Annotated in this window: 26 protein-coding genes; 10 read left to right on the forward strand and 16 right to left on the reverse strand. The window is 62.2% G+C overall.

The annotated features are described in order from the left end of the window. Nucleotides 1-13: 13 nt before the first annotated feature. Genes P9875_RS27965 through P9875_RS27990 form a run of 6 tightly spaced genes read right to left on the reverse strand, consistent with a single transcriptional unit; the run spans nucleotide 14 to nucleotide 5,842 of the window. Nucleotides 14-958 (reverse strand): nucleoside hydrolase, encoded by a 945-nt coding sequence (locus tag P9875_RS27965; protein ID WP_278317214.1) that lies wholly within the window; start codon nucleotides 956-958, stop codon nucleotides 14-16. 18 nt (nucleotides 959-976) lie between these two features. Then, complete coding sequence (locus tag P9875_RS27970) at nucleotides 977-2,008, reverse strand: ABC transporter ATP-binding protein (protein WP_278317215.1); 1,032 nt, start codon at nucleotides 2,006-2,008, stop codon at nucleotides 977-979. A gap of 13 nt (nucleotides 2,009-2,021) precedes the next feature. Next, a complete protein-coding gene (locus tag P9875_RS27975; protein WP_278317216.1) occupies nucleotides 2,022-2,801 on the reverse strand; it encodes an ABC transporter permease in 780 nt (259 codons plus the stop codon). Beyond that, nucleotides 2,798-3,637: an ABC transporter permease gene (locus tag P9875_RS27980; protein WP_278317217.1), complete on the reverse strand. Its 840-nt coding sequence runs from the start codon at nucleotides 3,635-3,637 to the stop codon at nucleotides 2,798-2,800. Before P9875_RS27980 ends, P9875_RS27975 begins: the two co-directional genes overlap by 4 nt. A 21-nt stretch (nucleotides 3,638-3,658) precedes the next feature. After that, nucleotides 3,659-4,681, reverse strand: coding sequence for an ABC transporter substrate-binding protein (locus tag P9875_RS27985; RefSeq protein ID WP_278317218.1), 1,023 nt, complete (start codon nucleotides 4,679-4,681; stop codon nucleotides 3,659-3,661). Between the two features lie 57 nt (nucleotides 4,682-4,738). Continuing rightward, on the reverse strand, nucleotides 4,739-5,842 hold the full coding sequence (locus tag P9875_RS27990; RefSeq protein WP_035822726.1) for a porin: 1,104 nt from the start codon (nucleotides 5,840-5,842) through the stop codon (nucleotides 4,739-4,741). 238 nt (nucleotides 5,843-6,080) lie between these two features. On the opposite strand from P9875_RS27990, the gene P9875_RS27995 reads away from it, so the two are divergent. Further along, nucleotides 6,081-6,998: a LysR family transcriptional regulator gene (locus P9875_RS27995; protein WP_034778821.1), complete on the forward strand. Its 918-nt coding sequence runs from the start codon at nucleotides 6,081-6,083 to the stop codon at nucleotides 6,996-6,998. Between the two features lie 92 nt (nucleotides 6,999-7,090). Here the strand turns inward: P9875_RS27995 and rsmA are convergent, their stop codons facing one another. The 4 genes from rsmA to P9875_RS28015 all read right to left on the reverse strand — a co-directional run bounded on the left by rsmA (nucleotide 7,091) and on the right by P9875_RS28015 (nucleotide 12,477). Next, complete coding sequence (gene rsmA, locus P9875_RS28000) at nucleotides 7,091-7,870, reverse strand: 16S rRNA (adenine(1518)-N(6)/adenine(1519)-N(6))-dimethyltransferase RsmA (protein ID WP_035822728.1); 780 nt, start codon at nucleotides 7,868-7,870, stop codon at nucleotides 7,091-7,093. A 96-nt stretch (nucleotides 7,871-7,966) separates the two neighbouring features. Next, nucleotides 7,967-9,016, reverse strand: a complete 1,050-nt coding sequence (gene pdxA / locus P9875_RS28005) for a 4-hydroxythreonine-4-phosphate dehydrogenase PdxA (RefSeq protein ID WP_278317219.1) — start codon at nucleotides 9,014-9,016, stop codon at nucleotides 7,967-7,969. 19 nt (nucleotides 9,017-9,035) lie between these two features. Then, complete coding sequence (locus P9875_RS28010) at nucleotides 9,036-10,430, reverse strand: peptidylprolyl isomerase (RefSeq protein ID WP_235211752.1); 1,395 nt, start codon at nucleotides 10,428-10,430, stop codon at nucleotides 9,036-9,038. A gap of 103 nt (nucleotides 10,431-10,533) precedes the next feature. Further along, entirely contained in the window at nucleotides 10,534-12,477 is a 1,944-nt protein-coding gene (locus tag P9875_RS28015; protein ID WP_278317220.1) for an LPS-assembly protein LptD, read from the reverse strand. Between the two features lie 6 nt (nucleotides 12,478-12,483). On the opposite strand from P9875_RS28015, the gene P9875_RS28020 reads away from it, so the two are divergent. The 6 genes from P9875_RS28020 to P9875_RS28045 all read left to right on the forward strand — a co-directional run bounded on the left by P9875_RS28020 (nucleotide 12,484) and on the right by P9875_RS28045 (nucleotide 18,242). Continuing rightward, nucleotides 12,484-12,795: a hypothetical protein gene (locus P9875_RS28020; protein ID WP_278317221.1), complete on the forward strand. Its 312-nt coding sequence runs from the start codon at nucleotides 12,484-12,486 to the stop codon at nucleotides 12,793-12,795. 73 nt (nucleotides 12,796-12,868) lie between these two features. After that, on the forward strand, nucleotides 12,869-13,936 hold the full coding sequence (locus P9875_RS28025) for an aminoglycoside phosphotransferase family protein (RefSeq protein ID WP_278317222.1): 1,068 nt from the start codon (nucleotides 12,869-12,871) through the stop codon (nucleotides 13,934-13,936). A gap of 43 nt (nucleotides 13,937-13,979) precedes the next feature. Then, the gene (gene murU, locus P9875_RS28030) at nucleotides 13,980-14,699 is read left to right on the forward strand and encodes an N-acetylmuramate alpha-1-phosphate uridylyltransferase MurU (RefSeq protein WP_278317223.1); all 720 of its coding nucleotides are present in this window, start codon (nucleotides 13,980-13,982) and stop codon (nucleotides 14,697-14,699) included. Next, nucleotides 14,699-16,021: a Xaa-Pro aminopeptidase gene (pepP, locus tag P9875_RS28035; RefSeq protein ID WP_278318884.1), complete on the forward strand. Its 1,323-nt coding sequence runs from the start codon at nucleotides 14,699-14,701 to the stop codon at nucleotides 16,019-16,021. Before murU ends, pepP begins: the two co-directional genes overlap by 1 nt. A gap of 9 nt (nucleotides 16,022-16,030) precedes the next feature. Further along, complete coding sequence (locus tag P9875_RS28040; protein ID WP_278317224.1) at nucleotides 16,031-17,173, forward strand: FAD-dependent monooxygenase; 1,143 nt, start codon at nucleotides 16,031-16,033, stop codon at nucleotides 17,171-17,173. A gap of 115 nt (nucleotides 17,174-17,288) precedes the next feature. After that, nucleotides 17,289-18,242, forward strand: coding sequence for a GGDEF domain-containing protein (locus tag P9875_RS28045; RefSeq protein ID WP_099403964.1), 954 nt, complete (start codon nucleotides 17,289-17,291; stop codon nucleotides 18,240-18,242). Nucleotides 18,243-18,286: 44 nt separating this feature from the next. Here P9875_RS28045 and P9875_RS28050 read toward each other — a convergent pair whose 3' ends face one another. The 3 genes from P9875_RS28050 to P9875_RS28060 are packed head-to-tail and all read right to left on the reverse strand — an operon-like array spanning nucleotide 18,287 to nucleotide 21,201. Next, on the reverse strand, nucleotides 18,287-19,741 hold the full coding sequence (locus P9875_RS28050) for an NAD(P)(+) transhydrogenase (Re/Si-specific) subunit beta (protein ID WP_099403965.1): 1,455 nt from the start codon (nucleotides 19,739-19,741) through the stop codon (nucleotides 18,287-18,289). 8 nt (nucleotides 19,742-19,749) lie between these two features. Next, nucleotides 19,750-20,064: an NAD(P) transhydrogenase subunit alpha gene (locus P9875_RS28055; RefSeq protein WP_034778841.1), complete on the reverse strand. Its 315-nt coding sequence runs from the start codon at nucleotides 20,062-20,064 to the stop codon at nucleotides 19,750-19,752. A 24-nt stretch (nucleotides 20,065-20,088) separates the two neighbouring features. Beyond that, on the reverse strand, nucleotides 20,089-21,201 hold the full coding sequence (locus tag P9875_RS28060) for a Re/Si-specific NAD(P)(+) transhydrogenase subunit alpha (protein ID WP_099403966.1): 1,113 nt from the start codon (nucleotides 21,199-21,201) through the stop codon (nucleotides 20,089-20,091). A 412-nt stretch (nucleotides 21,202-21,613) separates the two neighbouring features. Here P9875_RS28060 and P9875_RS28065 point away from each other — a divergent pair, with 412 nt between their 5' ends. Further along, the gene (locus P9875_RS28065) at nucleotides 21,614-22,093 is read left to right on the forward strand and encodes an NUDIX hydrolase (RefSeq protein WP_034745637.1); all 480 of its coding nucleotides are present in this window, start codon (nucleotides 21,614-21,616) and stop codon (nucleotides 22,091-22,093) included. A 41-nt stretch (nucleotides 22,094-22,134) separates the two neighbouring features. Continuing rightward, nucleotides 22,135-23,256 (forward strand): tRNA 2-thiouridine(34) synthase MnmA, encoded by a 1,122-nt coding sequence (gene mnmA, locus P9875_RS28070; protein WP_278317225.1) that lies wholly within the window; start codon nucleotides 22,135-22,137, stop codon nucleotides 23,254-23,256. Here the strand turns inward: mnmA and P9875_RS28075 are convergent. The 3 genes from P9875_RS28075 to P9875_RS28085 all read right to left on the reverse strand — a co-directional run bounded on the left by P9875_RS28075 (nucleotide 23,253) and on the right by P9875_RS28085 (nucleotide 25,366). After that, nucleotides 23,253-23,663, reverse strand: a complete 411-nt coding sequence (locus P9875_RS28075) for a response regulator (RefSeq protein WP_035828354.1) — start codon at nucleotides 23,661-23,663, stop codon at nucleotides 23,253-23,255. The genes mnmA and P9875_RS28075 overlap by 4 nt on opposite strands. Before the next feature lie 41 nt (nucleotides 23,664-23,704). Further along, the gene (locus P9875_RS28080; RefSeq protein WP_035822757.1) at nucleotides 23,705-24,478 is read right to left on the reverse strand and encodes a 5'-3' exonuclease; all 774 of its coding nucleotides are present in this window, start codon (nucleotides 24,476-24,478) and stop codon (nucleotides 23,705-23,707) included. 216 nt (nucleotides 24,479-24,694) lie between these two features. Beyond that, nucleotides 24,695-25,366, reverse strand: coding sequence for a glutathione S-transferase (locus P9875_RS28085; protein ID WP_278317226.1), 672 nt, complete (start codon nucleotides 25,364-25,366; stop codon nucleotides 24,695-24,697). Between the two features lie 163 nt (nucleotides 25,367-25,529). On the opposite strand from P9875_RS28085, the gene P9875_RS28090 reads away from it, so the two are divergent. Continuing rightward, the gene (locus P9875_RS28090; RefSeq protein ID WP_278317227.1) at nucleotides 25,530-26,582 is read left to right on the forward strand and encodes a YjgN family protein; all 1,053 of its coding nucleotides are present in this window, start codon (nucleotides 25,530-25,532) and stop codon (nucleotides 26,580-26,582) included. Nucleotides 26,583-26,585: the final 3 nt, after the last annotated feature.

The following is a 26,585-nucleotide window of genomic DNA, read 5'->3' on the forward strand; positions in this document are numbered from 1 at the left end:
GTAATGGAGTGGATCAGGCGAGGATGCCGGTGAGGCGACGCATCAAACGCTCGATGGCGGCCGGGCCGTCGGCCAGCATCGCCACTTGTGTATTGATGGCGGCGCGGCGCGGCACGCGGAACTCGCACACCGTCATGCCGCGCGTCAGTTCGCCCGTCAATTCGATGGCCACGTGGGCGCTCTGGAACTGGAACAGCTGCGGCGCTTCCAGGTACAGGGCCACCACGGGGTCGTACATGGGCATGGGCACGGAACCGTCGCTGCTGCGGATGCGCACATACGCTTCCAGGTAGCCGGCCAGGCACTGCGCGCGCGGCGTGCCGATGGCGCGCAGCTGCCGCACTTCCGCATTCGTCACCAAGAGCTGGCGGCACAGGTTCAGGCCGAACATGCGCAGTGGGATGCCTGCCTGGAAAACTTGCGCGGCCGCTTCCGGGTCCGCATAGATATTGAATTCGGCCGCCGCCGTATGGTTGCCCTGGTCGGTCGAGCCGCCCATCAGGATGATTTCGACGATTTTGTCCGCGATATCGGGCGCCTTGGCCAGCGCGGTTGCGATATTGGTCATCGGCGCAATCGCCATGATGGTGATCTGGCCAGGATACTTGCGCACGGCGGCGATCAGCGCGTCGACGGCGTGGCCGGCAGCATCCGTGGCCGCGCCCGGCGGCAGGATTTCTCCCGTCGTCGGCATGCCGCTGTCGCCGAGGATGCGCTGCGCCGTTTCGATGACGCCCGCCAGCGGCTCTTCGCAGCCGCAGTAGATCGGCACCGTCAAACCGTCATGGGCCTTGATGCGCAAGGCGTTGTCGTAGGTGATGGCGACGGGCGCATTGCCCGCCACCACGCTCACGCCCAGCCACTCGATAGCGGGATTGCTGCCCAGGAGCAGCATCGTCAGCCAGTCATCGAAACCGGGATCGGTATCGAGCCAGATCTTTTTCAAGGGTTTGTCCATGATGGTTTCCAGTCGAAGTTAGGCACCCAGCCACAGGGCGCTGTCCGCAGGCAGCACGAACGACACGGCCGTGCCTTCGCGCCAGGCGGCGCCACCGGCCGCGCAAATGCCCTTGACCTGGCCCAGCGGCGTTTGCAGCAGGTATTCGACGGTGTCGCCGAGGAAGCCGCGCGCCAGCACGGTGCCCGGATACTGGCCCGCCGCGTCATCGGCCGCGCACACGCGCACCTTGTCCGGACGCCAGCCCAGCACCGTGGTGCCGGCGGCGACGGGCAACGTGTACGGCAGGCTGGCGCCCGCGTGGTGCAGCGCGCCGTCGCGGTAGTCGAACAGGTTTTCAAAGCCCATGAAGTTGGCGACAAAGCGCGTCGACGGCGTATTGAAGACGGCTTCCGGCGCGGCCAGCTGCTCGATGCGCCCGCCGTTCATGACGACGATGCGGTCGGACAGGGCCAGCGCTTCTTCCTGGTCGTGCGTCACGTACAGCATGGTGATGCCCAGTTCGCGCTGGATGCGGCGCAGTTCGGCGCGCATCTGCACGCGCAGCTTGGCGTCCAGGTTCGACAGCGGTTCATCGAGCAACAGCAAGGCAGGTTCGACGACGATGGCGCGCGCCAGCGCCACGCGCTGCTGCTGGCCGCCGGACATCTGCGCCGGCAAACGCATCTCGAACCCCGTCAGTCCCACGGCGCCGATCACGGCTTCCACCTTGGTTTTCAGCAGGGCCGGCGCGACCTTGCGCAGGCGCAGCCCAAACGCGATGTTGTCGTAGACGTTCAGGTGCGGGAACAGTGCGTAGGACTGGAACACCATGCCGATATTGCGTTTATTGGGCGCCAGCTTGCCGATTTCGCGGCCATCCAAAATGATGCGGCCCGACTGCAGCGGCATCAGGCCGGCAATTGCGCGCATGGTGGTGGTCTTGCCGCAGCCGCTGGGGCCCAGCAGGGAGATCAGTTCGCCCTGCTCGACGTGCAGGTCCAGGTCTTTCACGGACGTCGTGTTCTTCGCGTAGCCGAGGTTCAGCTTGTGCAGTTCCAGATAACTCATGGTTTGTAGCCTCTTACATGTATTTAGAAATGCCCAGCACCTTCTCGGTCACCATCACGAAGGCCATGGTGAACAAGACCAGCAAGGTCGACAGGGCAGCGATCGACGGATCGAAGCTGTTTTCCATATGGCCCAGCATCTCGATCGGCAAGGTGCTGATGCCGGGGCCCGTCAGGAACAGCGACACGGGCACCTGGTTGAACGAGGTGACGAAGGCGAGGAAGAAGGCGGCGATCACGGCGTTGCGGATATTCGGCAGCACGATCATGAAAAACGCCCGCAGGCGCGACGCACCCAGCGTGATGGCGGCATCCTCGATATCCACGCGCAAATTCACCAGGCTGGCATACACGACGCGCACCGAATACGGAATCAACAGCGCGATATGGCCGATCAGCAGGCCCACATACACAGGCGCGTTAATCGTCAGGACCAGGTGGTGCAGCAAGCCCAGGCCGACGAGGATGGCGGGAATGATCAGCGGCGACGTCAGCACCTGCCGGATGGCACCGATACCGGGCGGCGGCATGCGCGAAAACGCATATGCGACGGGTATGCCCAGCAACAGCGCGATGACGGTCGCGATCAGGCCGATCTCCAGGCTGGTCTGAAAAGCGCGGCGGAACTCGGGCGCCGACCATACTTCCAGAATCCAGCGCAGCGAATACGACTCGGGCGGGAAGGCCAGCGTCTCGCCGCCGGAAAAACCGGCCAGCACGACGATGGCAAAAGGCCCCAGCAGGAACAAAAACACCAGCCACAGGACGGCGCGCGAAAACAGGCTTTCTTTCATACGGAACTCCGGCTCGAGGAAATACGTTTAAGGCCGGCATTCACCAGCAAGGTCATGCAGACGAGGATGACGGCGATGACATTCGCCGCGCCGAAATCGCTCTCCACGCTGACCTTCTGGTACAGCAGCGTTTCCAGCATCAGCACCTTGGTGCCGCCCAAGAGGGCCGGCGTCACATAGGCCGTCACGCAGCCCGTGAACACCAGCGTGCCGCCAACGACCAGGCCTTCCTGCGTTAGCGGCAGGGTGACCTTGCAAAACACTTGCCATGGATTGGCGCCCAAAGTCGCCGCGGCCGGTTCCACGTCGCGCGGCAGGTTTTCCAGTGCACCCGCCAAGGACATCAGCATCAGCGGCAGCAGCAATTGCAGCAGGCCGACAAACACGGCGAACTCGCTGAACAGCAAACGCAGCGGCTCTTCCGTCAAGCCCATGTTGACGAGTGCCGCGTTGACGGCGCCGTTACGGCCCAGCAACACGATCCACGCATAGGTACGCGCGATCGGCGAGACCATCAGCGGCAGGATCATCATGCCGACCACCAGCCCGCGCCACTTCGGCGACACGCGCGCCACGGCTTGCGCGGCCGGGTAGCCGAGGATGATGGAGGCGAGCGTCACCAGCGCGGCGATGCGCAGGGTGCGCCAAAAGATGGTGCGGTTGAATTCCTGCGAGAAGAAGTCAATGAAGCGGTCAACGCCCCACTGCATGCCGTCGCCGACGCGGAAGGCGTCGACCAGCAAGGCCAGCACGGGCAGCAGGAAGCAGACAACGATAAAGATCAGCGCCGGCAGGACCAGCAGCAGTCCCAGACGCTTTTTTGGATCAGCAAACATGGTGTTCTCTCCTCGTCACCACTATTTGCTCATGGCCTTGTTCCACTGCGTCATCCAGTTGCTGCGCTGCTTGAGGATGGTTTCCGGCTTGACGAATTTCAGCGAGCTGATTTGATCGGCGCCATAGGTATTGAATTGCGCGGCCGCCACGGACAGGCGCACGTCCTTGTTGACGGGCGAGTCGACCAGGTTGGTCGCCAGCTGCGTCTGCACTTCCTTGGACAGCCAGAAATCCATCAGCTGGTAGGCCAGGTCCGCATTCTTCGAGCCGGCCACGATGCCCATCACATTCATGCCGGCCGCCTGGCCTTCGGCCGGGATGCTCCATTTCAGGGGCAGGCCCGTCTTGAGCATTTGCGACCACGTAAAGCGCGCCACGGGTGCGGCCCAGATTTCATCTTGCGCAAACAGGGCGGCCAGCTGCGCGCTGTTTTTCGAGAACGTGACGACGTTGCCCTTCATGCCGACGATCTTCGCAAAACCGGTGGCGTAGTCGTCCGTCTTGCCACCCCAGGCCGCATCGGCCATGCGCAGCATCAACGGGCCCTGCGTGGTGCTCACGTCAGGGAAGGCCACGCGGCCCTTCAGTTCAGGGCGCCACAGGTCCTTCCAGGACGTCAGCGGGGCGATCTTGTCGCTGCGGTACACCAGGCCGACCGAGTACAAGGTGTAGCCGACGGCGAAATTGCCGCCGATGGGGTTTTTCGCCACGTCGTACAGGGCTTTGTAATTGCTCAGCTTGGCATAATCCATGGGCTGGATGACGCCTTTTTGCGCCGCTTCCAGCATGCCGGAATCGGACAGCAGCACCAGGTCGATCACCGGATTTTTGCTGTGCACCACCAGCTTGGCGATGCGGTCCGCATTATTCCCCGTTTCCACCTTGATATCGCAACCGCATTTGGCCTTGAACGGCTCGTACACATACTTCATGAACAAGGGCTGGGCAATCGGATAGGCCGAAATGACCAGCTCGCGTTTTTCCGCGTGGGCGGCGTTAGCCAGCAAGCCTAGGCTCAACGCCAACATGAGGTGCTTTTTCAAGATGCTTCCTTTCAGGGGACGGCGCTGCGGGACAGCGCCTGTAAAGATGTATCAGACTCAGAAATAATGTCGCATGCCGACGATCAGAACGCTTTGCGTCTTGCCGCCCGAGGCGCCAAAGCCGAACACGCGCGCGAACGTCGCGTCGCCCGCCGCTTTCTGGTAGCTCCAGGTGATGGCGACGTCGGTGCGCTTGGACAGGAAGTAATCGGCCTGGAAGTTGACCTGATGCCATTTCGGCGTCTTGTTGATCACGTCATATTTACCGGTGGTAAAGAAATACGACGCGCCCAGATTCAGCGCTTCCGTCAGCTTGTGGTTCACGTTCAAGTCCACGTTTTGCAAGGTCAGATTGCTTTGATCGAGGTAGTGGTAGCGCACGTTGGTGTACAGCGCGCCAAACTTGGTCTTGCCCACATTATAAAAGCCTCCCGTGCCGGCGATGGCCTGGTCATTCACGCCGGCGCCGCTGACGGCGCTCTTGTTGAAGATCAACAAGGGGCTGCCATAGTCATTGCCGATGGCGCCATTCGGCGCGTCCGGGCTGTTCGGGTGATCCATCTTGGTATAGGCGACGGCCCAGCTGAAGGCATCGACCTTGTAGCCGGCGCCCATGCTGTAGACGCGGTTGCGGTTGGAATCCTGGGGATTTTCGCTGACACCATACAAGCCCGTGAACGACACGTTGCTGATGTTCGGGCTGACGTACTTGACGGCGTTTTGCACGCGCAAGTTGTTGTAGCCATTGTCGTTGTCGCCGATATGCACGCCGTTACTGGCGATGACCACCGGGCCCAGCAGATCCTTGACGGCTTCGTACTGGCGCCCCAGAGTCAGGGTGCCCTTGTCGTTGCTCGACAAACCCACATACGACTGGCGGCCGAACAGGCGACCGCTTTGCGAGGCCGCGCCCGTCATCACGTTAAAACCGTTTTCCAGCACGAAGATGGCCTTGGTGCCGTTGCCCAGGTCTTCCTGGCCGCGGAAACCGATGCGGGGATTCTGGTTCGTGCCGCTCAGCGCATGCGTGCGGCTGCCGTTACCCTCATCCGAGACATAGCCGATACCGGCCGACAGCAAGCCATACACTTGCACGCTGCTTTGCGCCTGCGCCGCACCCTGCGCCGCCAGCAAGCCACCCACTACCATCGTTCCCGTCATCCATTTGTTCATCGCCGCCACCCTAAAAAGAATAAACCCTGAGTTTTTTTGGAATTATTGTATTGATGCGTCCCCTGCATGGCGTGCCACCGCGAGTACCGGCGCCGCCTGGCAAGCGCTTCTCTGAAGATTGTTGCCTTCAAGACAAGTAAAGACCAGTCCAGAATATGGTAAATTGCGGGATAAGAAAATTTGTTTATTTTTATAAATCCATTACTTTTTCTAATAAGCAAAACCCATGCATGAGTTGAGCAAGAAGATTTCCTTACGACATTTGCAAGCGTTTGCCACCCTAGCCCGGGTAAACAGCTTCAGCAAGGCTGCACAGGAATTGTGCGTGACCCAGCCGGCCCTCAGCGCGTCGATCAAGCTGCTGGAAAATCAACTGGGAAAAAAGTTGTTTAACCGCACAACCCACCAGCTGGAACTGACGCGCGAAGGCAAGCTGGCGCTCGATTACGCCACGCATTTATTGAATACGGCGAGCAACACGTTTGCCGATATCCAGCGCGCCATCGGCAGCGGCCGGCACCGCATCCGCATCGGCGCGATACCGTCCGCCATGGCGATGACGGCCGTGGTGGTGGCGCGCTACTGCGAGCAGCATGGCGACGAAGTGGAAATCGTCCTGTCGGACATGCCCAACGACGGCTTGCTGCACGCGCTGCATTCGGGCCAACTGGACTTTTGCGTGGGCATCGAGGTGCCCGGCTCCGTGTCGCTGGAAAGCGTGGGCCTGTTTGAAGACGAGCTGGTGCTGGTGACGGCGGGACGCCATGCGCTGGCGCCACTGAAGGAAGTGCGCTGGGAGCAACTGGCGGGCCAGGAAATCGTCGTGTTCACCAAGGGCAGCATCTGGGAATTCGCCTCGAGCGCGCTGCGCCAGCATGGCTTGAGCCCGTCGAGCCTGTACCAGATGATACACAGCGAATCGCTGTATGGCGTGGTGCGCGCCGGCATCGCCGTGGGCATCATGCCCAGCCTGTACACGACCTTCCTCAACGACGAGGACCTGCACGTGGCACCGCTGCGCCAACCCACGTGCAAGCGCAAGATCGCCTTGATGCGGCGCAATGAAATCAGCCGCAACCACCACGTGGACGACTGTTTTTCAGCGCTGCGGCAGGATTTGCAGCAGGTCGACCAGTGGTTTTAAGTTAAGCCAGCACTGCCGGGGCCAGACCCCCGCTCACGTCGGCGCCTGCTCAGACGCCGGTGGTGGAGAGGGTCTGACCCCAGCCCTTGCGATTACTGCGGTGCTTTGAGCAGATTCGCCAAAGCAACATACTGCTCCAGCCCCACGGTTTCCGGACGCAGGGTCGGGTCGATGCCGGCCGCCTTGATCTGCTCTTCCGTAAACATGCCGGCCAGGCAGTTGCGGATCACCTTGCGGCGCTGCGAGAAGGCCTTCATCACCACCGCTTCCAGCGTCGCCTGGTCGCACGCCAGGCGCTCGGCCACGGGGATCATGCGCACGATAGCCGATTCCACTTTCGGCGGCGGGTCAAACGCTGTCGGCGGCACGATGAACAGCAGCGACATTTTGTAGCGCCATTGCAGCATCACGGACAGGCGGCCATAGGCCTTGCTGCCCGGTTCGGCCACCATGCGTTCGACGACTTCCTTTTGCAGCATGAAATGCTGGTCCTGCACCAGCGGCGCGAAGTCCGCCAGGTGGAACAGCAATGGGCTGGAGATGTTGTATGGCAAGTTGCCCACGATGCGCAGCTTCTGGCCGGCCGGCACGGGGATTTGCGCGAAATCAAACTTCAGCGCGTCGCCCGAATGGATCGTCAGCTTGGCCGGATTGAAGGTTTTTTCCAGGCGCACGATCAGGTCGCGGTCCAGCTCGACCACATGCATCTGTTTCAAATGGCGCAGCAGCTGCTCCGTCATGGCGCCCAGGCCGGGGCCGATCTCGACCATGGCATCATCCGCCTGCGGCCCGATGGCGGCCGTGATGTCGTCGAGGACGAAGCGGTCATGCAGGAAGTTCTGGCCAAAGCGTTTGCGGGCAACGTGTTTCATAATTTTTTTCTATCAATGCGGTAAAGCCGGCACAGGCCGGCGGGATCGTTGAGCAGGCAGCGTCGGGTTACGCCTTGCGGCTAACCCGACCTACGCTCAGGTCGGGGTGCTGGCGCGCAGCATGTCGAGCGCCGTTTGCAGGGCCTGCTCCATGCTGTGGCAATCGGCCAGCCCCAGCCCTTGCGCGGCCAGGTCCAGCGCCGTGCCGTGGTCGACCGAGGTGCGTATCAGCGGCAAGCCCAGGGTGATATTGATGCCGCGCCCGAAGGTCGCGTATTTCAGCACGGGCAAACCCTGGTCGTGGTACATGGCCAGCACGCAATCGGCGTCGGCCAGATATTTTTGCTGGAACAGGGTGTCGGCCGGATACGGTCCGCGCGCATCGATGCCGCGCGCTTGCGCCGCGGCAATCGCCGGGGCGATGACGTCGATTTCCTCTCGTCCCAGATACCCGCCCTCGCCCGCGTGCGGGTTCAGGCCGGTAACGAGGATGCGCGGCGCGGCGATGCCGAATTTCTGTTGCAAGTCCGTCTGGAGAATATCGAGGGTGACGGCCAGGCTGTCCATCGTGATGGCGGCGGACACATCCTTCAATGGCAGGTGCGTGGTGGCCAGCGCCACGCGCAGGGTCGGTTCGCCATGTCCCGGTTCGCCAGCCAGCATCATCACCACTTGCGGTGTATTGGTTTTTTCTGCCAGGTATTCCGTGTGGCCGGAAAAGGCCACGCCGGCGTCGTTGATCGTGCTTTTTTGCAAGGGAGCCGTGACCATGGCACCGAACCAGCCGGCTGCTATGCCTTCCACGGCCGCGTCCAGGGTAGCGAGCACGGAACGCCCGTTTTCCTTGTCCAGCACGCCGGGAATGACATTGTTGACGGTGGGAATATCGATCACGGCCAGGCGGCCCGGTCCGAACTGAGGCAAGCCGCTGTTGCGCACGGCTTGCAGCGACAGCGCCGCCAGTCGGATCTCCGGATCGATCAGGCTGGCCGTCAGCGCCAGGAAGGCGGCGTCGCCCAGCAGGATGCAGTTGACCTCATTGCGCATGGCCCAGGCCGCGCGTATGGAAATTTCCGGGCCAACACCGGCCGGTTCGCCACAAGTGATGGCGATGGCCGGGCGGCGTGCAGGGGGCAAGTTACTCATGCGCAATGAATCAGCGGCATTACTGGTCGTCCGCGCGGAATTCGACGTAGGCACGGTCGCGCACTTCGCGCGCCCAGTTTTCCGTCGCTTCTTCCAGCTTGCGTTCGCGCAAGGCATTGCGTGCGGCGGCGCGCTGTTTCTCTTTCGAGACGTCGTCGCTCTTGCGTTCCAGCACTTCGATCAGGTGGAAGCCGAAGCTCGATTCGATCGGTTCGCTCACCTCGCCCGGTTTCAGCGCATTCATCGCCGTTTCGAATTCCGGCACGGTGTCGCCTGGATACAGCCAGCCCAGGTCGCCGCCCTTGGCCGCCGAACCGTCATTCGAGAACAAACGGGCCAGGTCTTCGAACTTGGCGGCCTTGTTGTCGAGGCGCTCTTTCAATTCCAGCAATTTACGCTTGGCTTCGGCAGCCGACAGGGTCGGCGTTACTTTCAGCAGGATATGGCGGGCATGCGTCTGCTGCACGGCAGCGACGGCTTGCGCTTCGGCCGCGCTGCGTCGGTCCACCAGCTTGAGGATATGGAAGCCGGTGTTGCTCTTGATGATAGGCGTGATCTGGCCCGGTTTCAGTTTCAGCAGTTGTTCCGTGAACAGGGGCGGCACGCGGTCGCTATGGCGCCAGCCGATATCGCCGCCGCTCAGCGCATCGCTGGCGTCGGAATAGGTGGCGGCCATCTTGGCGAAATCGGCGCCCGTGCGCAGCTGGCGGCTGACTTCTTCGGCACGCGCGCGGCGCGCGGCGATCTGTTCGGGGCTGGAGTTTTCCGGAATGCGCACGAGAATCTGCGCCAGATTCAGCTCCACCTGTTCGCTGGCGGCCGCTTTTTCCGCTTCCAGGAAGTTATCCACTTCGGAATCGGAAATCTGGATCTTGGCGTCGACTTCATGTTCGCGCAGGCGCTGCATGATGATTTCATCGCGGATTTCTTCGCGGAAGGTCGCAAACGGCGTGCCTTCTTTTTCCATCTGGTTGCGCAATTCCTGCACCGTCATTTTTTGCTGCTCAGCAATACGGCCGATCGCGCGGTCCAGGGTCTGGTCATCCACGCGCACGCCCATTTCCTTGGCCAGCTGCATTTGTGCGCGCTCAACAATCATGCGCTCCAGCAATTGACGACGCAGGTCGGCAGGATCGGGCAAGGGCACGTTCTGCGCCTTCATGCGCTGTTCCACGCTCTTGATGCGGGCAACTACTTCATTGCGCGTAATCACTTCATCATTGACGACGACGGCGATGGAGTCGATGGTCTGGCCACTGCTCGAGGCCGGTGGCGTGAACCCCTTGGCCGGCGCTGGGGCGGCGGCAGCGGGCGTGGCGACAGGCGCTGACGCAGCCTGTTGCGCCCAGACACTACTGGTCGCGGCGCCGGAAATGGCGCACAACAAAACCGTTGCAATTTTGAGTTGGTGCATACTGGCATTACGCATAATGTGTAGAGCGCTCATGAGTTCAGGTGAATAAAAAAACCGGTTTGTGCCAGCGCCGGGGACACCGGCGGCGGCAACGGTGCCTATCTTAACGGAGTGGCTGGCTCAGTGTCTGGTAACCAGGGATGGTTTTTGTAAAAGTTTCCAGGCCATTCGCGCCCAGACCCAGGCCATTCGACAAGCCCGTCAATTCCAGCTGGAAGAAGATCGGCGTCGAGACAGTCTTGGCCGTCGTCACGAAACGCTGCGCGCCCATGCGGAACACCCAGCAGTCGCCCTTGTATTCCAGACCGACCAGGCTTTCCAACATGCTGCGATCCTTGATGGAGTAACTGATGCGTCCCACGCCATACAGGCGATCCGTCAACGGCCATTGCGTCGATATTTCCGCATTGCGCAAACTGTCACGCTGGAAACGATTGCTGAAATTCAATACTTTCTTGGCACCAGGCTGATATTGCAAGCTGTAGTTGTAGCTCATCAGGCGGCGATCGCTGGGATTGTACTGCACCAGGCTGTCGGCGGTCCAAGTCTCAGACACGCGGCCCGTTGCCGCCAGCAGGATATCCGAACGCGACTGGTTGACGGGCGTGGTCGAATTGAGCTGCACACGCTGGTCGGCAAAATAGAAACGCTGGCCGAAGGTCAGGCGCATGCGCTCGGTGCCGTCCGACTGCAGGAAGCGCGAGACGACGGCGGCCGTGACCTGGTTGGCGTCGCCGATGCGGTCGCTACCGACAAAACGGTTTTCCGTGAAGATCTGCGTCAGGTTGAAAGTGCCGTCGGCCGTATCGAAATTCGGAAACTGCGACTGGTCCCGGTACGGCGTGTAGACGTAGAACAGGCGCGGCTCCAGGGTTTGCGTGCCGCCCTTGGCGCCAAACAGATTCGTGTCGCGTTCAAACACCAGGCCGCTGTCGACCGAGAAGGTCGGCACGGCGCGCGTAAACGACGTGTCCGGAAACAGCGCCTTGGTCCTGGCGTCATTGTCGAGCTGATACGCGCTGGCATTGAGCATCAGCTTGGGCGTGATGAAGTAGCCAGGGCGCATGATGGGGAAACTCACCTGCGGCACGGCCACGAGGCGCGAGCCTTGCACCAGGGTCGGGTGGGCGAAGCGCGTCGCTTCCGCGTCGAAGGTCCAGTCGAAGCCGCCCCAGACGTCATATTTGCCAGCGTGGAAGTTCACCGCCGGCAAGCGGTCATACGGACGCGGCACTGTCACGTTGGGATCAGGATCCTGCAGCACCTGGTAATTCTGCACGCGCGCCGTCAGGTTCCAGTCCTCGGTGCGGTAATCGGTGCGCAATTCGCGCAGCAACTGGCGCTCGGTGGCGGTGGCGACGGTTTTCGAAAAATCGTTCGGGTAATTATTGTCGGACGCCTCGCGCAGATCCCAGCTGTAACTCCAGCCCTTGGCCAGCGCCTGCTCATGCCTGGACTTGATCATGTAGCGGTTGGTCTTGGTTTGCTTGTCGTTAGGCAAGAACTCAAACGACGTTTCACCTTGGTACAGGCCGGCATCCGTCTCGCCCATGTAGCGGCCCGTCGCGCCGAGCTGGATGCCGCGCCGCTGGATGTAGCGCGGGAACAGGGTCAGGTCGCGGTTCGGCGCGATGTTCACGTAATACGGCATCAGCAGCTCGAAACCGTTCTTCGAGGCAAAGCCCGGCGTGGGCGCCAGCCAGCCCGAGCGGCGCGCACCGGACAGCGAAAATGAAATGCCCGGCGTGCCCAGGATCGGCACATCCTTGAAATAGATGATGGTCTTGCTGCCGGTGCCCACGTCGCGGCCCGTATCGAGGTTCAAGGTGCTCGATTTCAGGTACCAGTCCGGATTCGGCCCTTCGCAGGTACTGTAGGTGCCGTCGATGACAGTGGCTTCGTCGGGGTTGATGAAGTCGACGCGCTCGGCCTTGCCCTGGCCGCCGCCCACTTCGAAGCGGTACGTCGGATTGAGCAGGAAACCCTTGCCGGTCTCCATGTTCAGCTTCAGGACGTCGCCCGTGTAGTAATCGCCGAAACGCCACATCTTGATATGGCCCTCGGCATCAAACTGATCTTCAACTTGTTTGTAACAAGCTGTATCGGCCGTCATTTTTGTGGTTTTTCCGCGCTCAATCACGACATTTTTGTCGAGATTGATCTCCCTTTCGGGGCGTCCGTTCATGCTGTTCGCCGTCATGACGGTGGGCGCGTCGGGATCTTCCACGTGAACCGGGCGCGGCGCTTTCTGGGCGTGGACAGGCACCGTCGTGGCGGCGACGAGCGCGCTGATGGCGAAAGCCCAGCGCTGCGAAGGGGGGAGGCCGAAAACCAGCTCATGAATTGGAAGGGGCAAGCACCATGACAGGCGATTTTTTGATTTGAATCCCTTATTATATGGGAATACGCACCATCAACCCGATTCCACAGGCCGCTTAATGTCATTCTCCCCCAATTCCTCCACCGCGCCGGCCTCCGCCGACGCTCGCCTGACCCTGTTGAAAGCCTGGTTGGCCCCGCTGAACCTCGTCGCGCCCGAATCCGCCCGCCCCGCTTCCAGCGATGCGAGCTTCCGCCGCTACTACCGTCTCGACGTGCTGCCAGGCAATGCAACATTGCCAGGAAGTACACTCATCGCCATGGATGCGCCGCCCGAGCGCGAAAACGTGCCCGCCTATATCAAGGTGGCCGGCTTGCTGAAAGGCGCCGGCGTGTCCGTGCCCGAGATCATCGCGCAAGACCTGGAACAGGGCTTCCTGCTGCTGTCCGACCTGGGCACGACCACCTATCTCGACGCCCTGAACCACGACAATGCCAGCGTGCTGTACGCCGAAGCGCTGGAATCGCTGATGAAAATCCAGCTGGCCAGTCAGCCCGACGTCTTGCCTGACTTCGACCGCGCCTTCATCCTGCGCGAAATGAATCTGTTCCCGGAATGGTTTATCGGCAAGCACCTGGGCGCCACCTTGACGGATGTGCAACAAACCCAGCTGGACAAGGTTTTCGAGGCCATCACGGCGAATATCTTGTCGCAGCAACAAGTATTCATGCACCGCGACTACCATTCGCGCAATTTGATGCACATCAACGATGGTTCCATCCCCAATCCCGGCATCCTCGACTTCCAGGACGCCGTCTTCGGCCCCGTCACCTACGACATCGCCTCGCTGCTGCGCGACGCGTATATCCAGTGGGATGAGGAACTGGTGCTCGACTGGGTAATCCGCTACTGGCAGCGCGCCAAGCAGCTGGGCTTGCCAGTCAATCCCGACATCGACGCCTTCTACCGCGATTTCGAATTCACGGCCCTGCAGCGCCACCTGAAAATCCTCGGCCTGTTCGCGCGCCTGAATTACCGCGACGGCAAGGATCTGTACATGGGCGACCTGCCAACCGTGCTCGACTACGTGCGCAAGACCGCCAACCGCTACACGGAACTCAAGCCGCTGGTGCGTTTGCTCGATGCCCTCGAGAACAAAACGCCGCAGGTCGGTTACACCTTCTGATCACGTCAGAGCAATTTACAATGAATCAGAAAACGAGTATTCCATGAAAGCCATGATCTTTGCCGCAGGCCGCGGTGAACGGATGCGTCCGCTTACCGATACCTGTCCCAAACCGCTGCTGAAAGTGCGCGGCCGTCCGCTGATCGTCTGGCATGTGCTGAACCTGGTGCGCGCCGGCATCACCGACATCGTCATCAACCATTCGCACCTGGGCCACCAGATCGAGGAAACCCTGGGCGACGGCAGCGCGTATGGCGCGCGCATCGCGTATTCGCCCGAGACCACCCCGCTGGAAACGGCGGGCGGCATCGCCCAGGCGCGCCATTTGCTGGGCGATGAACCATTCCTCGCCATTTCCGGCGATATCTATTGCCCGTATTTCGACTTCAAGCAGGTACTCGACGTGCTGGCCGACAAGGATGTGCTGGGTACGCCGTACCCGGCCGACCAGCGCGACATCGCCTGGACTTACCTGGTGCCCAATCCCGACTTCCACCCCAAGGGCGACTTCGGCCTGACCTTGTTCGCGATCAACAATACGGACGACACCAAGTGGACCTTCGCCAACATCGGCGTGTACCGCCCTGAAATGTTCGACGGCATCGCGCCCGGCAGCCACGCCAAGCTCGGCGATTTGCTGCGCCGGTATGCGGACCAGGGCCGCGTGGGCGGCGAGGTCTATCCTGGCGAGTGGACGAATGTGGGTACGCCGGCACAGCTCGACGCGCTCAATGGCGTGACAGCCAAGGCAAGCGCAACATGATGGCCAACTACGCGGCCCGGCGCGCGGCGCTGCTGGCGCAGATGCTGCCGGGCAGCGTGGCTGTCATTGCCACGGCGCCCGAGGTGCCGCGCAACAGCGATTGCGATTATCCGTATCGCCACGACAGCTATTTCTATTACCTGAGCGGCTTTACGGAACCCGACAGCGCCGTGGCCCTCGTGGCCGCCAGCGCCACGGCGCCCGCGCGCGCCATCCTGTTTTGCCGCGCCAAGAACACGGAGCGCGAAATCTGGGACGGTTTCCGCCATGGCCCCGAAGCGGCCCGCGCCACATTTGGTTTCGATAGCGCCTTTCCCATCGAGGAACTCGACGTGGAAATGACGCGCCTGCTGGCCGACTGCCCCGCCATTTACTATGCGCTGGGCGGCAGCCTCGATGCGCAAGTAAAAGTCTGGCGGCACAACGTGCGGCAAAAGGCCCGCAGCGGCGTCACGGCGCCCGCCATCGCGCATGACGTCAATGACATGCTCGACGCCATGCGTCTGCTGAAAGACACGGAAGAACAGGGCCTGATGCGCCGCGCGGCCGCCATTTCCAGCGCCGCCCACGTGCGCGCCATGCGTGCCACGCGGCCCGGCATGCACGAATACGCGCTCGAAGCGGAGCTGCTGTACGAATTTCGCCGCAGCGGCGCGCAGTTCCCCGCATATTCCTCCATCGTGGCCGGCGGCGGCAACGCCTGCATCCTGCACTACAGCGCCAACAACGCGCTCTTACAAGACGGCGAGCTGGTGCTGATCGACGCCGGCTGCGAACTCGATGGCTACGCCTCCGACATCACGCGCACCTGGCCCGTCAACGGCCGTTTCAGCGGCCCGCAACGGGCGCTGTATGAACTGGTGCTGGCGGCGCAACAGGCGTCGCTGGACATGCTGCGTCCCGGCTTGCCGCACAGCGCCATCCACGAGGCGGCCGTGCAGGTGCTGGCGCAGGGCATGCTGGACCTGGGTTTGCTGGACCGGCAGAAAAGCGGCGGCGTGCAGGACGTCATCGCCGACAAGGCGTATATGCCCTTCTACATGCACGGCACCAGCCACTGGCTGGGCATGGACGTGCACGACGTGGGCGCCTACCGCGACACGGGTACGCCCGGCAAGCCGTGGCGCGCTTTGGCGCCGGGCATGGTGCTGACGGTGGAGCCGGGCATCTATGTGCGCCCGGGCGCGGGCGTGCCGGAGCAGTTCTGGCATACCGGCATCCGCATCGAAGACGATGTGCTGGTCACGCCGCAAGGCCATGAAGTCTTCAGCTCGGCGCCCAAGAGCGTCGCTGAAATCGAACAACTGATGTCACAGGATTAACGCCGCCGCATGCATACACCGTCCACTTTCGATCTCGCCATCTGCGGCGCCGGCCCCGTCGGCATGGCGCTGGCCGCCCTGCTGGTGCAGCGCGGCGGCCGCGCCGCCGGCATCGCCCTGCTCGACGCCAAATCCATCGAACAAGCGAGGCGCGACCCGCGCACCATCGCCCTGTCGCACGGCAGCCGCCAGATTCTCGAGGAAGCGGGCGCCTGGCCCGTGGAGGCGACACAGATCCACCAGATTCACGTCTCGCGCCGCGGCCAGTTCGGGCGCAGCCTGATGGACCGCGGCGAGCATGGCGTCGAAGCGCTCGGCTATGTCGCCCGTTACGGCGCCGTCGTCAGCGCGCTGGCCGACGTGTGCGAGCGCCTGGGCGTGGCCAGCCTGCGCCCGGCCCTGGTGACGGGCAGTGCCGAGGATGCCGACGGCGTCAGCGTGCAGATCGAGCAGGCGGGCGCCGCCTCGAGCTTGCGCGCCAGCCTGCTGGTGCAAGCCGAGGGCGGCCTGTTCGGCCAGCAACCGGAACGCGCCGTCAGCCGCGATTATGGCCAGAGCGCCATCATCGCCCATGTGCGCACAAGTAGCCCCATCGCCCACCGCGCGTATGAACGCTTCACCGACGAAGGCCCGCTGGCCCTGCTGCCTCAGGACGATGGCTACGCGCTCGTGTGGTGCGTGCCGCCCACGCGCGCCGAACAATTGCTGGCCCTGGACGACGCGGCCTTCCTGGCGCGCCTGGGCGCCGCCTTCGGCAGCCGCCTGGGACGCTTTACGCATACGACGGCGCGCCTGGCCTATCCATTGGGCCTGAACGCCCAAGGGGGCGGCACGCCGCGCACGGTCGCCATCGGCAATGCGGCGCAATCCCTGCACCCGGTGGCGGGACAGGGCTTGAACCTGGGCTTGCGCGACGCCGCCGTGCTGGCCCGCGTGCTGGCGCAGGACGGCAGTCCGGCCGGGCTGGAACGCTACGCCAGCCTGCGCCAGGCCGACCGGGGGCTGACCGTGCGCGTCACCGACACCATGGCGCGCATCTTCACGGGCAGCGCGCCCACGCAAGGCTTGCTGGGCCTGTCGCTGGGCCTGCTGGACGCATTTCCCCCTGCACGCAAGGCATTGGCTGGATTGATGATGTACGGCCGCCGCTAAGGCTTAGCAATAAGGAAAGAGCTGGGGCAAAAAAGAAACAGGGAACATATCCGGCATGGAGTAAACGGCCTGCGGATGCGACAATGGCTGTCACCTGGTTTCTGGCGACCGTTCCATGACAGATGCATTGCCCGCAGCACCGCCTGCCGCTCTTCCCGAAGTGCTGTTTTCCCGCCTGCTGGAAGACGCCCTCGACGCCGTCATCATCATCGACGAGCAGTGCCGCATCCGCTATATCAATGGCGCCATGCAGGCATTGTCCGGCTATGCCAGCGGAGAATTGCTGGGCCAGACCCTGAACGGCCTGCTGCCCGACGCCGTCGGCGCGCAGCACGACAACCACGTGATCAATTACATCCGCAGCTCGCGCACGTCCAGCGTGCTGGGCAAGATACGCGAATTCGCCATCCGCCACCGCGACACGCAGATGATCCCCATCGAAATGAAGGCGATGGACCTGGGCGTGGTCGACGGCATGCGCTATTTCGGCGCCTTTTTGCTCGACGTGCGCGAACGGCGCGAACTGGCGGCAAAGAACGCCAGCCTGCTGGCGCAGCTGGAACAGCAGGCGCTGCACGATGCGCTGACGTCGCTGCCCAACCGGCGCGCCTATGAAGCGCAGGCCGAGCAGGCAATGGCGCGCGCGGCGCGCAGCGGCGCAGCCCTGAGCGTGGGCGTGGCCGACCTCGACCATTTCAAGAAGATCAACGACCGCTACGGCCATGCCGTGGGCGACGCCGTGCTGCGCACGGTGTCGCAGGCGCTGCGCGACACGGGACGCATCACCGACGTGGCGGCGCGCCTCGGCGGCGAGGAGTTCGGTCTGCTCTTCCCCGACGCCAGCCTGCAGCAGGCGCACCAGGTGGCCGAGCGCATCCGCGCGGCCGTGGCAGCGGCCGTCACCGTGCTGCCCGACGGCGGCGCGTTGCACGTCACCATCAGCATCGGCGTGGCGCCACTGGTGCAGGGCGCCAGCCTGGACGCGGCCATGTCGGATGCCGACAAGGCCCTGTATGTCGCCAAGCACCAGGGACGCAACCAGGTCGTCGCGGCAGCGGCCGGCCAATAAAAACGGCCCGCGCAAGGCGGGCCGTCCGGTCGCCGAAAGCGGCGTTATTCGATGGCTTTCAACATATCCTCGATCACCTTCTTGGCGTCGCCAAACACCATCATCGTGTTCGGCTGGTAGAACAGGTCGTTGTCCAGGCCCGCATAGCCGGAAGCCATCGAACGCTTGTTGACGATGATGCTCTTGGCTTTATACGCTTCCAGAATCGGCATGCCGGCGATCGGCGATTTCGGGTCCTTCGCCGCCGGGTTGACGACGTCGTTCGCGCCCAGCACCAGCACCACATCCGTCTGGCCGAATTCGCCGTTGATGTCTTCCATCTCGAAGACCTGGTCGTACGGCACTTCCGCTTCGGCCAGCAGCACGTTCATGTGGCCCGGCATGCGCCCCGCCACCGGATGGATCGCGTACTTGACGGTGATGCCCTTGTGCGTGAGTTTTTCCACCAGCTCTTTCAGCGAGTGCTGCGCGCGCGCCACGGCCAGGCCGTAGCCGGGCACGATGATGACGGTTTCCGCATTGCCCATGATGAAGGCGGCGTCGTCGGCCGAACCCGATTTCACGGGACGCTGTTCCTGCGCGCCCGCCGCGCCAGCGGCCGGCGCATCGCCGCCGAAGCCGCCGAGGATGACGTTGAAGAACGAACGGTTCATGGCCTTGCACATGATGTACGACAGGATCGCGCCGGAGGATCCCACGAGCGAACCGGCAATGATCAGCATCGAGTTATTCAGCGAAAAACCGATGCCGGCCGCGGCCCAGCCCGAATAACTGTTGAGCATCGATACCACCACCGGCATGTCGGCGCCGCCGATGGGGATGATGATCAGCACGCCCAGCGCAAAGGCGATGACGGTCATGACGATGAACGGCGTCCAGGCCGGCTCGACACCGTCGGCGAAGCAGAACACCAGGCCCAGCGCGATCATCACCAGCGCCAGCACGAGGTTGAGCATGTGCTGGCCCTTGAAACTGACGGGCGCGCCCTGGAACAGGCGGAACTTGTATTTGCCCGACAGCTTGCCGAAGGCAATCACGGAACCGGAGAACGTGATGGCGCCGACAAAGGTGCCGATGAACAGCTCGAAGCGGTTACCGATGGGCAGCGCCTCGCCGTTCTTGGCGATATTGAAGGCCCACGGTTCCGACACGGCCGCCACGGCGATGCACACGGCCGCCAGGCCGATCAGCGAATGCATGGCCGCCACCAGTTCCGGCATCTTCGTCATTTCCACGGTTTTCGCCAGGTAGGCGCCGATGGCGCCGCCCGTGACGATGCCGATGATGACGAGGGTCAGGCCCATGCCGCCCGTTTGCTGCTCCTTCAGTTTGAGGATCAGCGCCACGGTGGTGACGGCGGCAATGGCCATGCCGCTCATGCCGAAGGCATTGCCGCGGCGCGCCGTCGAGGGCGACGACAGGCCCTTCAAGGCCTGGATGAAGCACACCGAGGCGATCAGGTACATCATCGTCACCAGGTTCATGGTGACGAAGCTCATGGCGTGACTCATTCTTTTGCTCCTTGCTTGGCTTTCGGTTCTTTTTTACGGAACATCTCGAGCATGCGCTGCGTGACGAGGAAGCCGCCGAACACGTTGACGGCGGCCAGCGCCACGGCCAGGGTGCCGGCCGCCTGCGCCAGCGGGCCTTGCGTCAGGCCGGCCGCCAGCATGGCGCCGACGATGATGATGGCGGAAATGGCATTGGTGACGGCCATCAGCGGCGTATGCAGCGCCGGCGTGACGGTCCAGACGACGTGGTAGCCGACATAAATGGCCAGCACGAAGATGATCAGGTTAATGATGGTGTGACTGATTTCCATGATGTTGTTCTCTCCGGCGCCGCGTTATTTTCTGAGGATGTCATTGCCCGCGCAAACCAGGCTGGCCTTGATGATTTCATCCTCGCGGTCGATCAGCAATTGATCGTCCTTGTCGATGATGAGCTTTAAGAAGTCCAGCACGTTGCGCGCATACAGGGCCGAGGCATCGGCCGCCACCAGGGTCGCCAGGTTCGGTTCGCCCACGATGTAGACGCCGTGCTTGACCACCGTCTTGCCCAGTTCCGAGAGCGGACAATTGCCGCCCTGCTCGACGGCCAGGTCGACGATGACGGAACCGGGTTTCATGGCTTTCACCGTTTCTTCGGAAATGAGCACCGGCGCGGCGCGGCCGGGAATCAGCGCGGTGGTGATGATGATGTCGGCCAGTTTCGCCCGTTCGTGCACGAGTTCGGCCTGGCGGCGCATCCAGTCGGCCGGCATGGCGCGCGCATAGCCGCCCGAGCCCTTGGCGATTTCCTTTTCTTCATCGGTAAGGAAAGGCACGTCGAGGAACTTGGCGCCCAGCGACTCCACCTGTTCCTTGACGGGCGGGCGCACGTCGGACGCCTCGATGACGGCGCCCAGGCGCTTGGCCGTGGCGATCGCCTGCAAACCGGCCACGCCCACGCCCATGATCAGCACGCGGGCCGCCTTGACGGTGCCGGCCGCCGTCATCAGCATCGGCATGAAGCGCTGATAGGTATTCGCGGCCACCAGCACGGCCTTGTAGCCGGCGATGTTCGCCTGCGACGACAGCACGTCCATCGACTGCGCGCGCGTGATGCGCGGCACGGCTTCCAGCGCGAAGGCGGACAGCCCGGCCGTGGCCATGGCGGCGATATTGTCCGCGTCAAACGGGTTGAGCATGCCGATCAGCACCGTGCCGCTGGCCATCAGCGCCCGTTCTTCGGCATCGGGCGCGCGCACCTTGAGCACGATGGCGCAGCCATAGGCTTCCTGGGCCGTGCCGATCTGCGCGCCGGCGGCGGCATACGCCTCGTCGGGAATCGAGGCTTGCAAGCCCGCTCCCGACTGCACGACGATCTGATGCTTGGCTGCCAGCTTCTTGACTGTCTCGGGCGTTGCCGCCACCCGCGTTTCACCAGGCCGTGTTTCGGCCGGTATGCCTATCCTCATGATGCCTCCGCTAATTGATAAACTGACTAGAATCTAACACGGAAAGCAGCGCGTTAAACGTTTGTGAAGCAGCAACTTTTAGTCGTACGACACTAATTTACCCCTAATACCAATCCTTGTTCCGCCATGCGGTATGGCGCCCGTATTGTGGGAAAGGTGTGTCAATCTCACCACAGTCGAGCACGTGTGCGCGCTTGTTTTGACCACCGGTAAAGCCTATATTAGCGGGCGTTTCCTGCCATCTTGCCGCCTAAGCCCCCATGCTAGTGCGCTCCCCGGGAAAGACGTAAGTACCTCCCACCGCTATTTGCTAAAACGTTGTCATTTATCAATATGTCCGCGCAACAGAAGGCCGGGTTCAAACCGCGCGCGCAGAACAAGATAAAATGTCGGCTCTTTCAAGGATGGAATCATGCCGAGAATCTGGAAACCCTCTGTCACCGTTGCCGCCATCGTCGAGCGCGACGGCCTGTTTTTACTGATTGAAGAAGAGACCAGCGAAGGCATCAAGATCAATCAACCGGCCGGTCACCTCGACCCGTTCGAGTCGCTGGAACAGGCGGTGATCCGCGAAACGCTGGAAGAAGCGGCCTACGATTTCATCCCCACGGCACTGGTCGGCATGTACATGTCGCGCTATCAGTCACTGCGCACGGGCGAGGACGTGACTTATTTGCGCTTCACCTTTTGCGGCACGGCCGGCGCCGAGCATGACCGCCCGCTGGACGAAGGCATCATCCGCACCCTGTGGATGACGCGCGACGAACTGGCCGCGTGCCAGGAACGCCACCGCAGCCCGCTGGTGCTGCAGTGCGTGGACGAATACCTGGCTGGCCGGCGCGCGCCGCTGGCCCTGCTGCACACGCATGCGTCCGTTTTCAATAGCGCATAGCAATACGCATTGCCATATTATTAAAGTAACTGGAAAGCAAGATGAGCAAGAAGAAAGTCGTTATCGGCATGTCGGGCGGGGTCGATTCCTCGGTCGCGGCATGGATGCTGAAGGAACAAGGCTATGAAGTCATCGGCCTGTTCATGAAAAACTGGGAAGATGACGACGATTCGGAATACTGCTCCACACGCCAGGACTGGATCGACGCGGCCAGCGTGGCCGACGTCATCGGCGTCGACATCGAAGCCGTCAATTTCGCCTCCGAATACAAGGACCGCGTGTTCGCCGATTTTCTGCGCGAATACCAGGCCGGCCGCACGCCGAATCCGGACGTGCTGTGCAACGCCGAAATCAAGTTCAAGGCCTTCCTCGACCACGCCATGACCCTGGGCGCCGACCTGATCGCCACCGGCCACTATGCGCGCGTGCGCCAGGCGCCCACCGATGCAGGCCGCTATGAACTGCTGAAAGCCGTCGACGCCAGCAAGGACCAAAGCTACTTCCTGCACCGGTTGAACCAGGCGCAGTTGTCGAAAACCCTGTTTCCGCTCGGTGAAATCCCGAAGACGGAAGTACGCCAGATCGCCGAGAAACTGGCGCTGCCGAACGCGCAAAAGAAGGATTCCACGGGCATCTGTTTTATCGGCGAACGCCCGTTCCGCGAATTTTTGAACCGCTACCTGTCCTACAAGCCGGGCCCGATGAAAACGGCCGACGGCAAGACCGTGGGCGAACACGTGGGGCTGAGTTTTTATACCCTGGGCCAGCGCAAGGGCATCGGCATCGGCGGCGTGAAGTCGTATCAGAATGCGGACGGCAGCAGCGACGCCTGGTATGTGGCGCGCAAGGATATCGCCAACAATACCCTGTGGGTGGTGCAGGGCCATGACCACCCGTGGCTGCTGTCGCCGGCCTTGACGGCCGACCAGGCCAGCTGGGTTGCCGGCGTGGCGCCGCAAGCAGGTGCATTGAGCGCCAAGACGCGCTACCGCCAGGCCGACGTGGCTTGCCAGCTGCTGCCGGACGGGAATGAACACTTCAGCCTGGCCTTCGACCAGGCGCAATGGGCCGTCACGCCAGGCCAGTCGGCCGTGCTGTACGACGGCGACGTGTGCCTCGGCGGCGGCATCATCGCCAGCGCGAGCGGCCTGGAAGGCGTCTAACTATTGCCTTGCGCGGCGGCAGCCAAGGCCTGCTGCTGCTTGCGCACCATGGCAATGACCGTGTTGCGCACGGTTTTCAGGACCGTGTCTGCCATGAACGGTTTCACGATGAAGCCCGACACGCCCATGGCGTGGGCCGCCTGCAGCGAGGCGGCATCGATGCCGCCCGAGACCATGAAAATGAGCGTCTTCGGATACTGGGCGCGGATGGTTTGCACCACATTCGTCCCATCTTCCACCTGTTCGCGCGCGATGCACACGAAATGCGGATGGTGCTTGACCAGCAGCGCCAGCCCCAGCGCGCTCGTATGCGTCTGCCCGCAGACATCGTAGCCGCCATCGGTCAGGACCGTGTTCAGCAGGCCGCGCGCCACGGCGCTGCTATCGATCAGGACTGTCTTTAACATCATGATTTACTTCCCTTGCTTGATTGTTCTTGCCTGGCGCTCTACTTTTCCCACGCCAGCTTGTTCCAGGTGACACCCAAGGTCACGTCGGTCTTGAGTTCCACTAACTTTCTTGAAAGATACAGTATTTCCCGCTCTTTTCGCAGGCTTTCACCCAGCGCACCGGGCAAAATGCCCGCGCCGGCCATCACGGCGTCGATATTGCCGTAGGCGCGCAACAGTTTCGCGCCCGTCTTCAGGCCGATTTTCGACACGCCGGGGATGCTGTCGGTGACGTCGCCCATCAGCGCCAGCAGGTCGGGCAGCAGTTCCGGCGGCACGCCGAACTTTTTCTCGACCCAGGCGTGGTCGTGCCAGATGCCCTTGAAGTGATCCCAGACGAGCGCGCCGTGCGCGATCAGGCCATGCAAATCCTTGTCGGTAGTGGCGATGACGGCCGCGCCGCGCCCCTCGTGCAGCCAGCGCATGACGGCCGTGCCGATCACGTCGTCGGCCTCGACCTCGGGAATGCTGACCACGTGCATGCCGAAGCTGGCCAGGGTGTCGTAAAAGCCGGGCAAGGCGTCGCGCAGCACCTGCGGCATGGGCTGGCGCCCCTCGCGGTAACCGGCATACAGGGCGTGGCGCCAGGTCGGGCCACCGAAATCGAAGGCCGGCAGGATGTGCGTCGGCTCGTGGTCGTTGATGAGAGTGCGGAATGACGACAGCGCATGGCGCAGCGCGATCTCCGCCTTCAGGTCGGAATCGGGTTCAGGACTGGCTTCGTAGACGCGGCGTACGATATTCAAGCCGTCGATAGCGAGGAGTCGGGCCATGCGGTAAGTGGATACTGATTGAATTGATCATTTTACCGTATGGAGCAAGCACTATTCCCCGCGAATTCCGCTTGGCAGGTTTTACGCGGCGTAACAACGCCTAACAAAACCGTAGCGAGCGGAAGTGAATTGTGGCTAAGAAGCGCAACCGTACTCAAGTACGGTGAGCATCGCAGGCCGCAAGTCGCGACGCGCAGTAGGTTTGGTTCGGCGTTCTCATTTGGCGAAATCGTAGGGCCCGCCTTTTTCCAGGGCGCGCTGGTAGGCCGGGCGCGCATGGATGCGCTGCAGGAACGCCGTCAGCTTCGGCAGTCGCTCGTCGAGTCCGCCGCGCATGGCGGCCGCTTCCAGCGGAAAACTCATCTGGATGTCGGCCGCCGTGAATTCATTGCCGGCAAACCATTTGCTGTTCTCCAGCTCCGCTTCCATGTAGGCCAGCTGGCTATTAATATTGGGCAGGACGAAGCTGCTCTTGACCTTGCTGGCGATGCCGCGCGCGATCGGCTTGACGAAAAACGGCATCGGCGACGATTCGACCTTGTCGAACACCAGCTTCATCAGCAGCGGCGGCATGGCCGAGCCTTCCGCGAAATGCAGCCAGTAAGTCCAGCGCAGCTTGTCCGGCGTGCCCGCCGCCGGTATCAAACGGCCATTGCCGTAGCGCTCGACCAGGTAATCGATGATGGCGCCCGATTCGGCGATGGTGTTGGCGCCATCGGTGATCACGGGCGACTTGCCCAGCGGATGCACGGCTTTCAAGGAAGCGGGCGCCAGCATGGTTTTCGGGTCGCGCTGGTAGCGCTTGACCTCGTAGTCGAGGCCCAGCTCTTCAAGCAGCCAGAGCACGCGCTGCGAGCGCGAGTTGTTCAGATGGTGGACGACGATCATGGTTTTCCCGGTAACGATGGTTGAGTTCCAGTATAGCCGGGGACGGCCGGATCGGGTCGGCGCAAGCGAATCGACGAAAAAATTGCGAAAAACAGTATTTTCAATTGATAACTTTTCAATAATCCCTTATCTTGTTTTGTTTCCAATCAGTAAGGAAACCCCTGTGGATTTCGACGCAAACAACACTACTCCCAGACAAGAAGCCATCACCTTCAGCGCCACCGGCAGCGAATACTTCCGTATCTGGATCGTCAACCTGCTGCTGAGCATCGTCACCCTGGGCATTTACTCCGCCTGGGCCAAGGTGCGCCGCAACCGCTATTTCTATTCCAGCACCCACCTGGCTGGCAGCAGCTTCGAATACCATGGCAATGCCGTGGCCATCCTGAAGGGCCGCATCGCGGCCGTCGTGCTGATCGGCGGCTACAACATCGCCCTGAAGGTTTCGCCCATCGTGGGCCTGCTGATGTTCGTGCTGCTGGCCGCCATTTTGCCCTGGCTGATATGGAAAAGCCTGCAATTCAAGCTGTACAACACCAGCTACCGGGGCATCCGCTTCGGTTTCGGCGGCAGCGCCCGGGAAGCCTACAAGTATTTCCTGTGGCTGCCCATCCTCAATACCTTCACCCTGGGCTTGATGACGCCATTCCTGCACCAGCGCCTGAAGCGCTTTCAGCACACGCAAAGCCGTTTCGGCGCCACCCCGTTCAGCTTTGACGCCACGGTCGGCAGCTTCTACAAGACCTATCTGCTGTTCTTCGCGCTGCTGCTGGGCGGCCTGCTGGTCCTGATTTTCGTCGTCTTCGGCAGCGTGTTCACCTCGTTTGCGGCCAATATGAATGACAAGGCCAAGGTTGGCAGCCTGCTGTTTGCCATCGGCGCCTTGTACCTGTGGGCGTTCACCGTGCTGCCGCTGTTCATGACCATGATCCAGAACCTGATCTGGAACCATACGCGTTTGCAGCAGCACCAGTTCCAGTCGCAGCTGACCTGGGGCCGCACCACCTTCATCATGCTGACCAACCTGCTGGGCGTCGTCGTCACACTGGGCCTGTTCGCGCCATTCGCCCATGTGCGCTGGCTGAAGTACCGCCTGGAAGCGACGTCGATGCTGGTGCACGGCAGCCTGGACGAGTTTGTCGCCGCCACGGGCCAGCAAGTGTCGGCCACCGGCGAAGGCATGGCCGACCTGCTGGACTTCGACCTGTCGATGTAAGCA

The organism is Janthinobacterium rivuli, assembly GCF_029690045.1.
Lineage (GTDB): Bacteria > Pseudomonadota > Gammaproteobacteria > Burkholderiales > Burkholderiaceae_D > Janthinobacterium > Janthinobacterium rivuli.

Coding starts and splice junctions, on each gene's coding strand:
- P9875_RS27965 (WP_278317214.1), bottom strand. CDS start 958: ATGGACAAACCCTTGAAAAAGATCTGGCTCGATACCGATCCCGGTTTC.
- P9875_RS27970 (WP_278317215.1), bottom strand. CDS start 2,008: ATGAGTTATCTGGAACTGCACAAGCTGAACCTCGGCTACGCGAAGAAC.
- P9875_RS27975 (WP_278317216.1), bottom strand. CDS start 2,801: ATGAAAGAAAGCCTGTTTTCGCGCGCCGTCCTGTGGCTGGTGTTTTTG.
- P9875_RS27980 (WP_278317217.1), bottom strand. CDS start 3,637: ATGTTTGCTGATCCAAAAAAGCGTCTGGGACTGCTGCTGGTCCTGCCG.
- P9875_RS27990 (WP_035822726.1), bottom strand. CDS start 5,842: ATGACGGGAACGATGGTAGTGGGTGGCTTGCTGGCGGCGCAGGGTGCG.
- P9875_RS27995 (WP_034778821.1), top strand. CDS start 6,081: ATGCATGAGTTGAGCAAGAAGATTTCCTTACGACATTTGCAAGCGTTT.
- rsmA (WP_035822728.1), bottom strand. CDS start 7,870: ATGAAACACGTTGCCCGCAAACGCTTTGGCCAGAACTTCCTGCATGAC.
- pdxA (WP_278317219.1), bottom strand. CDS start 9,016: ATGAGTAACTTGCCCCCTGCACGCCGCCCGGCCATCGCCATCACTTGT.
- P9875_RS28010 (WP_235211752.1), bottom strand. CDS start 10,430: ATGCACCAACTCAAAATTGCAACGGTTTTGTTGTGCGCCATTTCCGGC.
- P9875_RS28015 (WP_278317220.1), bottom strand. CDS start 12,477: ATGTGGCGTTTCGGCGATTACTACACGGGCGACGTCCTGAAGCTGAAC.
- P9875_RS28020 (WP_278317221.1), top strand. CDS start 12,484: ATGGCCCTCGGCATCAAACTGATCTTCAACTTGTTTGTAACAAGCTGT.
- P9875_RS28025 (WP_278317222.1), top strand. CDS start 12,869: ATGTCATTCTCCCCCAATTCCTCCACCGCGCCGGCCTCCGCCGACGCT.
- murU (WP_278317223.1), top strand. CDS start 13,980: ATGAAAGCCATGATCTTTGCCGCAGGCCGCGGTGAACGGATGCGTCCG.
- pepP (WP_278318884.1), top strand. CDS start 14,699: ATGGCCAACTACGCGGCCCGGCGCGCGGCGCTGCTGGCGCAGATGCTG.
- P9875_RS28040 (WP_278317224.1), top strand. CDS start 16,031: ATGCATACACCGTCCACTTTCGATCTCGCCATCTGCGGCGCCGGCCCC.
- P9875_RS28045 (WP_099403964.1), top strand. CDS start 17,289: ATGACAGATGCATTGCCCGCAGCACCGCCTGCCGCTCTTCCCGAAGTG.
- P9875_RS28050 (WP_099403965.1), bottom strand. CDS start 19,741: ATGAGCTTCGTCACCATGAACCTGGTGACGATGATGTACCTGATCGCC.
- P9875_RS28055 (WP_034778841.1), bottom strand. CDS start 20,064: ATGGAAATCAGTCACACCATCATTAACCTGATCATCTTCGTGCTGGCC.
- P9875_RS28060 (WP_099403966.1), bottom strand. CDS start 21,201: ATGAGGATAGGCATACCGGCCGAAACACGGCCTGGTGAAACGCGGGTG.
- P9875_RS28065 (WP_034745637.1), top strand. CDS start 21,614: ATGCCGAGAATCTGGAAACCCTCTGTCACCGTTGCCGCCATCGTCGAG.
- mnmA (WP_278317225.1), top strand. CDS start 22,135: ATGAGCAAGAAGAAAGTCGTTATCGGCATGTCGGGCGGGGTCGATTCC.
- P9875_RS28075 (WP_035828354.1), bottom strand. CDS start 23,663: ATGTTAAAGACAGTCCTGATCGATAGCAGCGCCGTGGCGCGCGGCCTG.
- P9875_RS28080 (WP_035822757.1), bottom strand. CDS start 24,478: ATGGCCCGACTCCTCGCTATCGACGGCTTGAATATCGTACGCCGCGTC.
- P9875_RS28085 (WP_278317226.1), bottom strand. CDS start 25,366: ATGATCGTCGTCCACCATCTGAACAACTCGCGCTCGCAGCGCGTGCTC.